Source organism: Burkholderia pseudomultivorans (assembly GCF_902499075.1).
In the GTDB taxonomy this organism is placed as follows: Bacteria; Pseudomonadota; Gammaproteobacteria; order Burkholderiales; family Burkholderiaceae; genus Burkholderia; species Burkholderia pseudomultivorans.
The window spans coordinates 110,897-125,256 of record NZ_CABVPP010000008.1; the positions used below are offsets into that span (position 1 = coordinate 110,897).

8 protein-coding genes and 2 pseudogenes are annotated in these 14,360 nt (G+C 61.3%); 3 read left to right on the forward strand and 7 right to left on the reverse strand.

The genetic code is table 11. The features are described 5' to 3' along the window. Positions 1 to 143 precede the first annotated feature (143 nt). The 3 genes and pseudogenes from BST28156_RS08590 to BST28156_RS35165 all read right to left on the reverse strand — a co-directional run. Complete coding sequence (locus BST28156_RS08590) at positions 144 to 536, reverse strand: DUF2471 family protein (protein ID WP_038442145.1); 393 nt, start codon at positions 534 to 536, stop codon at positions 144 to 146. 102 nt (positions 537 to 638) lie between these two features. Then, complete coding sequence (locus BST28156_RS08595) at positions 639 to 938, reverse strand: H-NS histone family protein (protein ID WP_038442147.1); 300 nt, start codon at positions 936 to 938, stop codon at positions 639 to 641. Between the two features lie 60 nt (positions 939 to 998). Then, a pseudogene (locus BST28156_RS35165) lies at positions 999 to 1,737 on the reverse strand (error-prone DNA polymerase); the annotation flags it as partial. Positions 1,738 to 2,615: 878 nt separating this feature from the next. Here BST28156_RS35165 and BST28156_RS08610 point away from each other — a divergent pair. The 3 genes from BST28156_RS08610 (at position 2,616) to BST28156_RS08620 (ending at position 8,756) form a co-directional block, all read left to right on the forward strand. Further along, entirely contained in the window at positions 2,616 to 3,782 is a 1,167-nt protein-coding gene (locus BST28156_RS08610) for a hypothetical protein (protein WP_146123011.1), read from the forward strand. A gap of 91 nt (positions 3,783 to 3,873) precedes the next feature. Beyond that, complete coding sequence (locus tag BST28156_RS08615) at positions 3,874 to 8,448, forward strand: RHS repeat-associated core domain-containing protein (protein ID WP_172965549.1); 4,575 nt, start codon at positions 3,874 to 3,876, stop codon at positions 8,446 to 8,448. A 41-nt stretch (positions 8,449 to 8,489) separates the two neighbouring features. Continuing rightward, positions 8,490 to 8,756, forward strand: coding sequence for a hypothetical protein (locus BST28156_RS08620; protein ID WP_123876425.1), 267 nt, complete (start codon positions 8,490 to 8,492; stop codon positions 8,754 to 8,756). 32 nt (positions 8,757 to 8,788) lie between these two features. Here BST28156_RS08620 and BST28156_RS08625 read toward each other — a convergent pair whose 3' ends face one another. The 4 genes and pseudogenes from BST28156_RS08625 to BST28156_RS34985 all read right to left on the reverse strand — a co-directional run. Then, positions 8,789 to 11,938 carry an error-prone DNA polymerase gene (locus BST28156_RS08625; RefSeq protein ID WP_038442153.1) on the reverse strand — a complete coding sequence of 1,050 codons (3,150 nt, stop codon included), beginning with the start codon at positions 11,936 to 11,938 and terminating at the stop codon, positions 8,789 to 8,791. 6 nt (positions 11,939 to 11,944) lie between these two features. After that, positions 11,945 to 13,423, reverse strand: coding sequence for a Y-family DNA polymerase (locus tag BST28156_RS08630; protein ID WP_038442156.1), 1,479 nt, complete (start codon positions 13,421 to 13,423; stop codon positions 11,945 to 11,947). Further along, positions 13,344 to 14,060: a translesion DNA synthesis-associated protein ImuA gene (gene imuA, locus BST28156_RS08635; RefSeq protein WP_038442157.1), complete on the reverse strand. Its 717-nt coding sequence runs from the start codon at positions 14,058 to 14,060 to the stop codon at positions 13,344 to 13,346. Before imuA ends, BST28156_RS08630 begins: the two co-directional genes overlap by 80 nt. A gap of 76 nt (positions 14,061 to 14,136) precedes the next feature. Further along, positions 14,137 to 14,268, reverse strand: a pseudogene (locus tag BST28156_RS34985) (SOS response-associated peptidase family protein); the annotation flags it as partial. Between the last annotated feature and the right edge of the window lie 92 nt (positions 14,269 to 14,360).

The window sequence follows — 14,360 nt, forward strand, 5'->3', positions numbered from 1 at the left end:
TTATATACTGAATATTGGTTACCCCAAGCATAACGCGAATCTACGATTCGCGTTACTCGTCTCCAAAGGGGACGGACGATCGTGTACCCGGGCTTGCATGCAGGAGCCGGCAATCGACGTGTTTAGCGCACCGAGCACGCTGTTCACACCGAGTTCCGCCCGTTCCCGGAAATGGACACACCGACCAGAAGCGCTCGGACGCACTGATAGACGATCGGCAGCGACGGTTCGGTATGGTTCCAGTCGATGAGGCCACTGAAATCGACGCCCGGCATCGTAGCCGGTCCGATCCGCGGGAGCGCGGCGACGATCGCTGGATCGTTGCGGCTTTGAAAGGCCAGATCGGAAAACGCCTGCTCTTCGATCTCGAGCAATAGCGGCCAGCTAATCGCGTGAGCGAGGCCCGCGCTGATGTAGCGTTTGGTCAGCAAAGTCGCGACGCGTCGCAAATCTTCGGTGGCGAGGGCGAGCGCGTGCGCGTACCAGACCGGGTCTACGTCCGAGTCAGGGCGACCACTGGTTGGGGCAAGATTCATATCGCAGACAACAACGAGAGGGGACAGCAAGCTGCCGCGCTAAATTCGCACTCGACACGCTTGAGGAATGCACCGTGAATGTATCGAGCGCTGACGCGCAGTTCAAGAGCGGGCGACATGCTGGTCGATTTCGAAGGGCACACGGTCTTTGTCTTCGATCCACGCCGGCGGGCGCCCGCGGCCACTCCATGTTGCGCCGGTTTCGGGATCGCGATACTTCGGATTGGGGCGGCGGCGCGTGCTCTTCCGATGTACACCGTAGATTTCACGTGAGTTGATATTGAATTCGCTGACGAGCTGGCGGACGTTGGTCAACGCATTTGCCCGTGCCGCGCCTTTCGCCGGATCGATCTCCGCTTCGAGGGCGGTACGTTGGGCGAGCAGCTCCTGGTAGGTCGACATAATCTCTCCGATCGCGGTTGGGGAAGTAATATCGCCCAGCTTAGCGAGCGAATCGTGAAATCAAGTTAGCGTATCGAAGTACATCGAACCTTCCACGCGAGCGAGTCCATTGGTAACCGTAATCACTCGGCAGAACTCTCTCGCGGATGTTGGAAGCGCCCCGAGCAATTCGCGCGATCAGGTGCCGCACCTTGCCTTCTGCCTGCCATAGGCCGTAGACCGCGAGCAGCGCTGCGCCGAGCGCCTCCTTCCGAAACTTCTCCAGGAGGCCCGGGCACAAGATCACGTTCACCTGGCCCGTCTCGTCCTCGAGCGTCATGAACAGCACGCCGTTGGCCGTGCCAGGACGCTGGCGCACAGCGATCAGTCCGCAAAGCGTGGGCCAGTTGGCCGCTGGGCAATGTCGCCAGCTGCGCGGCCGATTGGAGGCCATCGACCGCCAGCCGATCGCGCAGCAGGGCCAGCGGGCGCCGACCGAGCGTGAAGCCCATCGCGTTGTAGTCAGTCACGATCTCGTTGCCTTGTGAGGTCTGCGGCAGCGCCGGCACCGCGTCGCTGCGCTCGGTGCCGCGGAGCAGAACCCGGTCGGGCACTGCGGCGGCCGCCAGCCAAAGCGCGGCACACCGGTTGCCGCGGGCGAGTGAGCGAATTGCGTTCGCGCGCGAGCACCTACAGGCCGTGCCGATCAGGCCGCACCGCGCGCCAGATCGGCGACGTCGACGAATGGCCGCACTGCGGGTGCGAACTCTATGCTTGCGACAGCCTCGCGCATGCCTGGCAGCCTCGGGATGCCAAGGCGCTGCTCACGTTGACTTCGACGGGCAGCGCCTACGCACCGCGGATTGGCGCCTCCTGCAGCAGCTTGGGGTCTAGAAAATTCAATCGGAGGCTGCGCCACTCGTGGACGCCGACTCCGAGGGCTCATGGGAGCGCTAATGGAATTGATGCCGATCGAAGTCACCATGTGTACGCGTATACCCAAAGTATCGGGAGACGCTATGCTTTGATATGTTTATTTCAAAATGTTTCAGAATATGAGCCTTGAGAGCCGAGGTGCAAAACAGGCGTAGGGAGACGGTCTTTCTTTTGCCTTGTGCACTTTGTGACAAATTAGTACAACAGGTGCATCCGGGGGCAACATGCGTCGTCCGAAATTCCAGCTTGGCCATCGCCAGGGCAGGGGAGTAGCGCACTCTTTCATCCGAGGAACTTTGACTCTGGCGCTGATCGGCGTCAGTGCTGTCGCAAGCTCCGGGTCGATCAGCTACACATACGACCCACTGGGGCGTTTAACGAAGGCCGTATTCAATAACGGCTCGAGTACCACAACGGTTATCTACAACTACGACGCATCGGGTAACCGTACGTCTGTCTCCACCACATCCCCATAGCGTCTGATTGCGTCACCACGCAGTGCACGTATTGCATGCGTCGAATCTAGCTATTTTGCAATCCGAAGTAATGAATTTTTATCTAGGGGATGCTATGTCCAGGTTGCCGCGCGTCGTTTTTCATAATTCCGTCGGTTTCGTCCTCCTGAGCGGTCTAATGGTAACCGGGTCTCATAGCGTCGCTGAGCCAATGCAATCTGCCTTGCCGCCGATCGCGCAAAAGTCGCCAGCCCAAAGGATGTTGGGTGTGCAACCAACTGCGAAGGCCGGGAAGCACTACGTAGGCATGGAACCATCTTCCACCGGGGTGGGACAACCGGTCACCTTCTCGAGTGGGAAGCCCGCTATCACGTATTCGGCAGAACGCCTCTCGGCTCTCGCCAACATGAAGGGACCTGGGAGAAATGCCGCTGACTTGTTCCCGATTTCGGGCGAGGAGTGGGAGCAATCTCGCAGGCGAGTAGTACTTTCACCCACGGTCAATCGAGGCGCAGCGATAGAAACGAAGACCGTTTCTCCCTCAATACGCGACACCAAGACGAGTGCCCTGAGCGCCGGTGGAAACGCGAGTCCTCAAGGTCCGGCGTCGATAGCTGAGCTGGCGCGTGCTCTGAATTACAACCCGGACGTCATCTATCAGTACGTCCACAACAATGCCGAAGTCTATCCGATCTACGGCACCCAGAAAGGCTCGTTCGGCACCCTATTGGACAATTACGGGACAGTCTACGATCAAGCCATGCTGATGGTCGACCTCCTGCGAGCATCCGGTTACACAGCAAGTTTCACGACAGGTGTGATCAAGTACACCGCGGCTCAGCTCAATTCCCTTTACGGCGTTGACACGTCGAATGCCTGTGCGGTCCTGAACCTGTTAGGTAAGGGCGGAATTCCCGTCTATGCGGCGACAGCGGTGAACGCAGGACAATGCCCGGGCAACACGTCGGCACTCGTCGATGTGTCCGTTGGCCATATCTGGGTGAAGACGGTCATCGACGGTACGTCCTATTACTTCGATCCCAGCTTCAAAACTCACTCGTTTAAGACGGGCATCGATCTCGCCAGTGCCAGTACGACCGGGTACAGCGCGTCTGCGTATCTCAGTTCCGCCACGAGCGGTGCGACGATCAACGCAAATTACGTGCAGAATCTCAATCGAACGAACATCCGGAATAACCTCACAACGTACGCCAATAACCTTGCGGCTTATCTTCGCGCGAACATGCCGACCGCCACAATAGATGATGTGGTGGGCGGAAAAATCGATCGACCTGATCTACGGAGCGATCCCGCACTATACGGCGCCCCCTCTGCAGAATACTGCCTACCCTCTGCAGGACGTAACAGACGTTCCTACGTCAATGAAGGTGACGCTGAGGATCCGGTATCAAGGGATAGACCAAACATATACGTCAGATGCAATCTATGGGCATCGTCTAACTATTACTTATAACGCGTCGAATCAACCAATCCTCAGTTTGGATGGTAACGCTGTTGGCAGTCCCGGAATCGCGCCGACTGTTGGCTCGGACACGACCCTCACGATGGTCGTTACCCATAATGGCTTCGGGACTACAGGTGCAGACCAGACCGTCACGCAGACGATCGTCGCGAAACCCGGAAATATCTTTGCGATTTCCAATGCATGGGGACCAACTGGTCGCGGTCTCGCGAACTTTTTCCAAACTTCACTCGGCAATTTGCGAGCATCCGGCGCCGCTGATACATCGGACGCGGTCGGGGGCACTACGTTGGCCCTGCTCGCCGCTCAGTGGCTCGGACAGACTTCGCAAGCCTACTACCTGAGCGAGCGCCTTTCGGGCAACTCGATCTTGCTATATCACGATGTCGGCGTAGCCGGTTATACAGGTTCGTCATACGTCGATTTGCCGGGCGGTTTAGTTGGGATCGCCAACGTTGCCGGAGACTCGACGAAGGAGCCGCTCGGGTTGTATCAATCGGGGATGCATTCAAGCATCCTCGAATCGACGGTAGTTCAGCAGGTCAGCACTATCTCGGCGGCTTCAACAGTGAAACTCATCGACCTGGCGGCAGCTGCTGGGCAGCCAATTTACAACGCGACGTCAGCAAACTACGCGAGCGCGGTACAGCCGAATCTCGTGAATTGCAGCGCGTATTTCGGAACTTTCAGTAACTACCTCGCTGCCGGATACAACCTGATATTGCCGCAGCACTGCGATATTACTGAGAATAGTTGGACCGGTGCGGGCTACTATTTTTATGGCCCAAATATTTTGGGCGCGATGATCAAAGGAAACCTCGCCGGCGGGTTCATGACCCTCGGTCAGTATCTGTCCACGCTTTCCCCGCTGGCGCAGGTTGCGTCGCCGTTTCCGCCTTCGATGTACAACCTTCCGGTCACCGTCCTCAGTAATGGCGCGCTCCAAATTGGACCGTCCCTCCAAGGTGGGTCCTCCCTGCAGGGCGAGCCGTTCAATTACGTTGCGGACCCCATCGGGCTCGCAGCCGGGAATTTTACGTACAGCCGCGATGACCTTTCATCAGGTGTAGGTCTCTTTCCGCAGCGCCTCACCTTCAGCCGTATATACAGTTCGAGCGCCAAGAATCAGGACAGTGTTCTGGGGAAGGGCTGGGCACACAATTTCAACGTGACCGCGAAAGTAAATTCCGACGGTTATCAGGGGATGGGCGAAGATTCTGCGCTCGATGCAGTAGCTGCGTTGGTCGAGATGAAGGCGTCGGTGGATTTGCTTGCGGACTCGTCACATCCTATTGAGAAGATGGTCATTGCGACTCTGGGGCAGCGGTGGTTCGGTGATCAACTGATCAACAATACCGTGATCGTGACACAAGGTCTGAATGGCGAGGTGTTCGTGAAGTGGCCGGACGGCAGCTACAACCCGCCCCCTGGCAATTCGTCGAGACTGATACTGAACGGAGATGGGACATACACCTACGATACTGTTCATCACAATACGATGCACTTCAACTCGTCGGGGAACATCGATACCTACAAAGACGCCAACGGTACGCAGGTCAACTACAGCTATTCCGGAAACAACCTGACCAGCGTCAGCAACGGCTTCTGGCGCACGCTAAATTTCAGCTACACGAACGGCCGGATCAGCCAGGTCTCGGACGGTGCTAGAACGGTCCAATATAGCTACGATACGAATGGCAATCTGACGACCTTCACCGACACGATGTCGAAGAGTACGACTTACGGTTATGGGTTGCCAGGTCAGATGACGCAAATCTTTTACCCGAGCTTCCCGTCCACCGCCGGCGTCACCAATGTCTATGACAGCTTGGGACGAGTCCAAACCCAGACGAATGCGCGTGGCAAAACGTATAGCTACTACTTCGCTGGATCGCGAGCTCTTGAATCTGCACCGGGTGGTATCACGAGGCTCAGCTATCTCGATGTGCTTGGAAATGTGTTGCAGCAGGCGGATCCGCTGTTCAACGTCACGCAATTCGCTTACGACGGACAGGGGCGGCTAATTACCAAGACTTTACCCCAGGGGAATGGCTTCTCGTACACGTACGATGATGCATCCTGTGCGAGCTCGGAGAAACGCTGTACGCAGAACGTGAAGTCGATCACGCAGTTCGCACCAGCCGGATCCGGTCTCGCACCGCTCACTCGAAGCTTCACTTATGAGAGTGCATACAACAAAGTTGCCACGGAAACCGATGCACGCGGCAATGCCACGACGTACACCTATGCGCCTTGGGGCGACATTGCGACCGTTACCGCCCCGGTCGATTCGAGCGGGGTAGCGCCATGGACAGCCTACGACTATTACTCTTGGACACCGACCGGCTTTCCGACGATGTATCTCTTGTGGAAGACGACGGTCAAGACGAGCGCATCTAATTCCACTGCGACGACGCGGACCTATGATTGGGCGCACCACGAGGTGCCCGCGACCACGACAGTCGACGCCGGCACGGGAACGCTGAATCTCACGACCACCTACACCTACGACGATATCGGCAACCTGACCGTGGTTGACGGGCCGCGTACTGACGTGACCGATACGGTGACGACTAGCTACGACAGCGAGCGGCGCCCGACCGTGGTCACGGAACTGGGGAAGCAAACTCAGACCACCTATGATGCGGACGGCCGGCCAGTTGCTGTCGCCCGCCAGATCGGCGCTCAATGGTTGACAAACTGTTCGCGGTACAGCGCAACGGGAAAGGTTACCCGTGCATGGGGGCCTTCGATGACTGCATCGGCGACAACCTGCCCGTCCGAGGCTGCTCCGGTGCCGATCACGGACACCGCGTATGATGATCTCGATCGGCCATATCAGCAAACCCAGTATCTCGCGGCTGCCGATGGTGGGAACAGAGTCACGACGACGGTGTACAACGTCGACGACTCCATCAACACCATCCAGAAGGCGACCGGCACGGCGCAACAGCAGAACTATGTGCAGTACACCTATACGCCGAACGGTAAGCTAAATTCTAGTGCTGACGCGAAGAATAATCTGACCGTCTATGCATACAACGGTTTCGACCGTCTGACGAACCGATACTACCCGCTGGCCAACACACCGGGCTCGGCGAACAGCAATGATTACGACGGCTACACCTACGATCCGAACGGCAACGTGGTCACCATCCGCAGACGTAGCGGAGGCACGATCACCCAGACCTGGGATAACCTCAACCGCCTGACCGCACGTACCTATCCGAGCAGCGCTAACAATGTTCAGTTCAGTTATGACCTGCGCGGACTACGCACCGCGTCGCAGTATGCGAACGGCAGCTACGCGGTGTCCTATGCTTGGGACAACGCGGGTCGATTGCTCAACACGACGGCGGGGGGGCAGACGCTCAATTTCCAGTACGATGCCGCAGGAAATCGGACCCAGATGACGTGGCCGGATGGGTTCAATACAACTACCAGCTTCGATGCGTTGAATCGGCCGAGTGTGATCAAGGAGAACGGAAGCACCGCACTCGCGACGTACACCTACGACGACTTGGGCCGGGCGACCACGTTGACGTTCGGAAACGGTACATCGGTTCAGCGCGGGTTCGACAATCAAGGCGGGGTTGCGACGCTGACCAACCTACTGACTGCGCCTGGCGATCAGGTGCAGTTCACGTACGCACGTAATCAAGTTCTGGATGTGACTAGCGTCACACCGAGCAATCTTGCGTATCAGTGGAGTGGTGGAACGAGCGGCAGCCAGAGCTATACCGCGGATGGCCTGAATCGTTACACGACCGCGGCTGGAGGCTCAGTCGGGTACGACAATAACGGCAACGTGGCGAGCTACGGCGGTCGGTCGTATGGTTATGACCTTGACAATCGACTCGTAACCGGCAGCACCGGGTTGTTTTCGACAGTGAGTCTGGCCTACGACGCGCAGGGTCGCATGCGTCAGACTGTCGAACCGAATGGGCTCTTTGGCAGTGTCACGACGAACATGCTGTACGACGACACGAAGCTCGTCGCCGAATACGATTCGTCAGGCAATGTTCTGAGGCGTTATGTTCAGGGTTCTGGTGCAGACAATCCACTGGTTTGGTACGAAGGCTCCGGGACCACGAACAAGAATTGGTTCTACACGGATCAACTGGGCAGCGTCGTCGCCGCGGCGGATACGTCGGGGGCGAAAACGGCAACCTATACCTACGGCCCATTTGGTGAGCCGAACGCAGTGAGCGGTACGCGGTTCCGCTTCACGGGGCAGCAATTCATTGGCTCTCTCGGGCTGTACTACTATAAGGCAAGGTTCTATTCCCCCGGACAAGGTCGGTTTTTCCAGACGGACCCTGTGGGATATAAGGACGACACGAACCTCTACGCTTACGTGGCGAACAACCCGGTAAATCGAGTAGACCCCGCAGGGTTGACGTCCGCAGTGACGGGAAGTTCAGATGGTTCGTTTCAAATAGCAGGGCCGGGTACGAAAACTCCGAACACGGGCGCCCCATACACCTATTACGTTAATCCGGGAAGCGGTCAGATTCGTGTGTATGGCGGTGACGGATATCCAGTAGCTGACATTGATTACGATCATGATCACGGGCAAGGTGTACCACATATTCACGATTTCACCGTGGACCCATTGGGGGGATTCCCGACTCGGGGTGGCGGGTATGCTCCGTGATAAATCGTTGTCAAACACTGAACTTACGTTGGTGAACCGAAATGGTCTTCTATGCAAAGAGCAAGGACGGGATCGCGGGCTTTCTTCAGTACTTCCCATCGAAGTCAACTGCTGCACTGTGGGTCCGATATGGCGTCGTGAGTGAAGATTTTTGCCGGGAGCTTCGTCGACAAGGTGTCAATGTGACTGTCTTCACGGCACAAGAGACGCTATCCGAGTCGGAACAGGAGGCTTGCAATATTGACACGATTTCAATGCATCATCCGGGCGTGGCGATTTGGGTTGAAGCTGAGCGGTCGGAAGAATAGCGGATGGAATCACGTTAGGGACGACAGAGATCTCAACAAAACTCCCTTGCCGTCGTCGGCAGCGAGCCGAGCAATTCGCTCCGGTCGACGAGCTTGCTCGCGATCAGGTGCCGCACCTTGCCTTCTGCCTGCCATACGCCGTAGACGGCGAGCAGCGCGGCGCCGAGCGCCTCCTTCCGAAACTTCTCCAGCAGACCGGGCCACAGAATCACGTTCACCTGGCCCGTCTCGTCCTCGAGCGTCATGAACAGCACGCCGTTGGCCGTGCCTGGTCGTTGTCGCACGGTGACGAGGCCGCATGCGCGCGCGAGCTGGCCGCTGCGTAACGTTGCCAGCTGCTCCGCCGACTGCAGGCGATCGAGCGCCAGCCGATCGCGCAGCAACGCCAGCGGGTGCCGGCCAAGCGTGAAGCCCATCGCGTTGTAGTCGGTCACGATCTCCTTGCCTTCGGAGGCCTGCGGCAGCGCCGGCACTGCGTCATCGCGCTCGGTGCCGCGCAGCAGATCCCGATCGGGCACGGCGGCGGCCGCCAGCCAGAGCGCGGCACGCCGGTTGCCGCCGGCGAGCGAGCGCAGCGCGTTCGCGCGTGCGAGTACCTGCAGGTCGTGCCGATCGAGCTGCGCCCGTCGCGCGAGATCCGCGACGTCGACGAACGGCCGCACCGCGCGCGCGAGCTCGATGCGGCCGGCGACGTCCGCGCGCATGCCGCGCAGCAGTGAGAATCCAAGCCGCACCGGCGCCGATGTCGTCGGCCCCTCGATGACCGAATCCCAGGTGCTCACGTTCACGTCGACAGGCAACACTTCAACGCCACGGCGTCGCGCGTCCTGCAGCAGCTGCGATGGTGTATAGAAGCCCATCGGCTGACTGTTGAGCAACGCCCCTAGAAACACGGCCGGCTCGTGCCGGCGCAACCAGGCGCTCGAGTAGACGAGCAACGCGAAGCTGGCCGCATGGCTCTCCGGAAACCCGTATTCTCCGAAGCCCTTGATCTGCGCGAAGATCGCCTCGGCGAATTCGCGATCGTAGCCGCGCTCGAGCATGCCGCTCACGAGCCGATCGTGGTACGGCTCGAGGCCGCCCTTGCGTTTCCACGCTGCCATCGCACGTCGCAGCTGATCGGCCTCACCGGCGGAGAAGCCGGCCGCGAGCATGGCGACCTGCATCACCTGCTCCTGGAAGATCGGCACGCCGAGCGTGCGCTTCAGAGCCTTTTCCATGCCGTCTGAAGGGAAGGTGACGGGCTCAAGCCCCTGCCGGCGGCGGAGATATGGATGCACCATGCCGCCCTGCACGGGGCCGGGTCGAACGATCGCGACCTCGATCACGAGATCGTAGAAGCATTGGGGCCGTAGGCGCGGCAGCATCGACATTTGCGCGCGCGACTCGACCTGGAATACGCCCATGCTGTCGCCATCGCACAGCATGTCGTAGGTGGCCTTGTCTTCGGCCGGGATGTCCTGCAGCTCGAACGTCTCGCCGCGCTTCTCCGAGATCATGTCGAGCGCGCGGCGCACCATCGACAGCATGCCGAGCGCGAGCACGTCGATTTTCAGGATGCCGAGCGCCTCTATGTCATCCTTGTCCCACTGGATGATCGTGCGATCTTCCATCGCGGCATTCTCGACTGGCACGAGCCGCGTGAGCTTGCCGCGGCTGATCACGAAGCCGCCGGAATGTTGCGATAGATGGCGCGGGTATCCGAGCAGCTGAGCGGCGAACGCGGCCCACTGCTGATTGAGCGGCGCCTCGGGATCGAGACCGGCTTCGGCGAAACGCTGCAGCAGATCCGCGCGCGAGTCGAACCAGTGGTGACTTTTGGCGACCCGATCGACGATCGCTGGATCCACACCGAGCGCTTTGCCGGCCTCGCGCAATGCGCTGCGCGGTCGGTACGTGGTAACGGCCGCGGTCAGCGCCGCGCGATCGCGGCCGTACTTGCGGTAGATGTACTGCATCACCTCTTCGCGACGCTGATGCTCGAAGTCGACGTCGATGTCCGGCGGCTCGTTGCGCTCCTTGCTCATGAACCGCTCGAACAGCATCGACTGACGGGAGGGATCGACCTCCGTCACGCCGAGGCAGTAGCAGACGGCGGAGTTTGCCGCCGACCCGCGGCCCTGGCTCAAGATGCCGTTCTGACGCGCGAATTGCACGATGTCGTAGACGGTAAGGAAATACGCCTCGTAGTTCAGTTCCGCGATCAGCTGCAGCTCGTGTTCGATCTGCGCTTGCACGTCGACCGGAATGCCGGCCGGAAAGCGCCGCTGCGCACCGATATACGTCTGTTCGCGCAGGTAGGTCGCGACGTCGTAGCCGGCTGGAACCACCTCGTCCGGGTATTCGTACTTCAGGTCGTCGAGTGAGAACGTGCAGCGCCGCGCGACCCGCACGGTCTCCTCGAGCGCGCCGGCCGGGTAGAGGTTGGCAAGCCGCAAGCGCGATCGCAAATGCCGCTCTGCATTCGGCGCGAGCTCGTATCCGCACTCGGACACCGGCCGCCCCAGTCGGATTGACGTCAGAACGTCCTGCAGCGGTTTGCGCGATCGCACATGCATCAGCGGCCAGCTGGTGGCGACCACCGGCACGCCGTGGCGCGCGGCGACGCGTTCAACGACACCGCGGTGGATATCGTCCATCGCACGCGCATGCAGCGTGAGCGCGACCCATGCGCGATCGCCGAACACGCGCGCGAACCATTCGACCTGCGCGTCGAGCCGCTGCTCATTGGCCGGGAAGTCGGGCGACAGGATCGCAATGCAGTCAGGCAAGCCGCGCAGATGCATGAATGGCGCGTCCGGCTGCTCGAGATCGCGCGGCGCCAACCGGTAGCTGCCTTTCTTGCCGCGCATACGGCCGAGCGACACGAGCTCGCAGAGGTTGCCGTAGCCGTCGCGATTCATCGCGAGCGCGCTGAACGCGATCGCCGGCGAGCCGTCGGCGGCCGTCAGCCGGAAGTGCGAGCCGATGATCAGAGGCAGGCCGGCTGCCTTCGCTTCGACGTGCGCGCGCACGACGCCGGCGAGCGAGCACTCATCGGTGATCGCGATCGCGCTGTAGCCGAGCTGCGCCGCGCGCGCCACGTATTCCTCGGCGCGCGACGCGCCGTGCAGAAACGAGAAGTCGCTGGCGACCTGCAGCTCCGCATAGGCGGGCAGGGCGCCGTAGCTCGCAGCGCTCATCGCGAATCAACCGAACAGGCCGTGCAGAAAGTAGCGCGAGTCGCTTTCGTCGCTGGCCGTCGGCCGCTCCTTGAAGATCCAGTAGCAGATGCCGTTGTCGTCCTCGGCGACGAAGTAGTCGCGCGTGACGGTCTGCCCGTCCTGCCATCCGCCTTCGATACGTTCGCCCGGCGACACCATGCGCAGCGGCGTACCGTAGAACGGCCGGTGTTGGCGCGTGAGCAGCGGCACCGGCTTGGCAAGCAGCCAGGCGGGGCGCGGTAAATCCGCGGGCAACGGCGTTGCCTTCGGAGCGTCCCGCATCGGCACCCATCGGGCGGCCGGCTCCGGACGGTAGTCGGCTATGGGAGCCGGGACCAGCACGTTCTCTGCGCCGAGGCGCGCGGTGAGCAGTTCCAGTAATCGAGCGTGATCCTGCGGCGTGCCGCCGGGTTCCGGGAACAACGAATCGCTCGGCGCTGCCGCTTCCTGCACGCGTCGCGCGACGAGCCGCACGGCGATCACGGGCCCGGCGAGCTCGACATGGCCAAGCCGCTCCTTGACAAGCCGGGTCAGGTGCTCTTCGAAGCGCGTGGGGGCGCCCAGCGAAATCTCGATCTCGGTCGGCGCGATCGCGTCGCGTCCGCGCTCGTGCTCGAGCAGCAGCGCGAATGCGGCGACGTCCAGCTGCTTCGCCGTGAGCCAACCGGTCAGCTGCAGGATCAGCCGGCGCGCGACAAACAACAGCGCCTCAGCGTGCTCGACGCGGTCCATCAGCTCGACGCGCGTGTCGAACGACGGCGGCATGTCGAGCCAGTCATAGGCCGCCGGCGCAGTGCCGGCCACCTGGTCGAGCCAGTCGATCAGCTGCGTGCCGCAACGCTTTTTGAGGCCGGCGCGGGGCAGGCGCTGCAGGTCCGCCAGCGTTTCGCAGCCGAGCTCGTCGAACCACGTCGCGTACCGCCGCGCATCAGGGGCGACCACAAACGGCACGCGCGCGAGCGCGCGGCGCAATGACCGGGCAGACAGCGCGAGGCCGCCGCGCAGCCCGCGCGCGACCATCCATGCGGCCGGGCCTGTCGACGCGACGGAGATTGCCGCGGAGACGCCGAACGACGCGACGACGTCGCGCACGCGCCGGCGCAGCGCGCGAATGCCATGGAAAAGGCGCAGGCTGGCCGTCACGTCGAGCAGTACCACGGCTTCGTCGGCGTCGACGACGTTCGGCGTGAATTGCAGCAGCGCGTACGCGACGCCGAGCACGAGTTCGCGTTCTCGCACGACGTCGCGCTCGCGGATTTGCGCGTCGGGCGCGAGCGACAGCACGCCGGCGCGCCGCATGCCGACGACGATGCCGAGCGCGCGCGCGGCACGGTCCAGCGCCACGACACGGCCGCTCTCGAGCACGACGAGACCGCGCGCATCGTCAGGCGATGGCGCCGGCGAGCGTGGCCTGAACGTTTCGAGGTTGAGGTGCGGCAGATGCACGCCGATCCAGACTTGCATGGCGATTCAACAAAATCGGCGAAGGGGACAACGGGACGAACAACGGCGTATCACGCGCGGGTCCGCGGCGCTTCACAAACGTGATCTCTATGCCGTCGCGCTTGGGGGCCAGCGCGAGCCGCAATGGCGCCGGCGACGCGTCGCGTGCGGCGGCCGCCGGCCGGAACAGGAAAAACAGTGCGGATCCGGTTTGCGCGGCCAGGTTCAGACGCCGCAGCGCGTCCGCGCGCACGTTTGACTGCCACAGCAGGACAGCCGCGCACGTGCCGGCGCGCAGCGCCTGCTCGGCGGCCCAGAGTGCATCGGCAGTGCGCGGGGCAGGCAGCAGGACGAAGCTGGACGGATCGACATCCCAATACGACAGCGCGAGCGGCTGCAGCCCGTGCGGCGGCTGGATCAGCATGATCGGTCGACCGCTCGAGCGCGCCAGTACAGGCGCGAGTAGCCGGAGCTCGCCGATGCCGGCCTGCTGCGTCAGCAGCTCGACCAGCGCGCCGGCCGGCCAGCCGCCGCCGGGTAGCTCGGCGGTCAGCTCAGCGTGCCCCGTGTCGACGCCGCGCGAGCTCGAGCGCGGCAGCTGACTGGCACGCCAGAGCGCGGGATGGATGGTTTCGGGATGGGCAAGAGCGGCTTGCATGGTCGTTGGGGGATCTGGCACTGTATGTTTATACAGTATATGCCATTCCCCACGCCGACTCCAATCCCTACCCGAATTACGCCGCCAGCTGGTGCTCGTAGTAGGGCCGCTCGCGATCAGCGAGGATCTCGCGCAGCTGCGCGCGGCGAGACGGATCCGGCGCCAGCCATGCGTCGACGTTCGACGATTTGATCGGCACGATGCATCGGTACGAATACCTCGTTTTGTTAGTAATAAATGGGTTGACAGACATCGTCCTGTGTACTGCTATTCAATTTCTTGAAGTCGAGTAGCGGGATG

What these genes read in the sequence shown, in the direction of transcription:
- BST28156_RS08590 (WP_038442145.1), bottom strand. Translation starts at nt 536, where the DNA reads ATGAATCTTGCCCCAACCAGTGGTCGCCCTGACTCGGACGTAGACCCG.
- BST28156_RS08595 (WP_038442147.1), bottom strand. Translation starts at nt 938, where the DNA reads ATGTCGACCTACCAGGAGCTGCTCGCCCAACGTACCGCCCTCGAAGCG.
- BST28156_RS08610 (WP_146123011.1), top strand. Translation starts at nt 2,616, where the DNA reads ATGGAACCATCTTCCACCGGGGTGGGACAACCGGTCACCTTCTCGAGT.
- BST28156_RS08615 (WP_172965549.1), top strand. Translation starts at nt 3,874, where the DNA reads ATGGTCGTTACCCATAATGGCTTCGGGACTACAGGTGCAGACCAGACC.
- BST28156_RS08620 (WP_123876425.1), top strand. Translation starts at nt 8,490, where the DNA reads ATGGTCTTCTATGCAAAGAGCAAGGACGGGATCGCGGGCTTTCTTCAG.
- BST28156_RS08625 (WP_038442153.1), bottom strand. Translation starts at nt 11,938, where the DNA reads ATGAGCGCTGCGAGCTACGGCGCCCTGCCCGCCTATGCGGAGCTGCAG.
- BST28156_RS08630 (WP_038442156.1), bottom strand. Translation starts at nt 13,423, where the DNA reads ATGCAAGTCTGGATCGGCGTGCATCTGCCGCACCTCAACCTCGAAACG.
- imuA (WP_038442157.1), bottom strand. Translation starts at nt 14,060, where the DNA reads ATGCAAGCCGCTCTTGCCCATCCCGAAACCATCCATCCCGCGCTCTGG.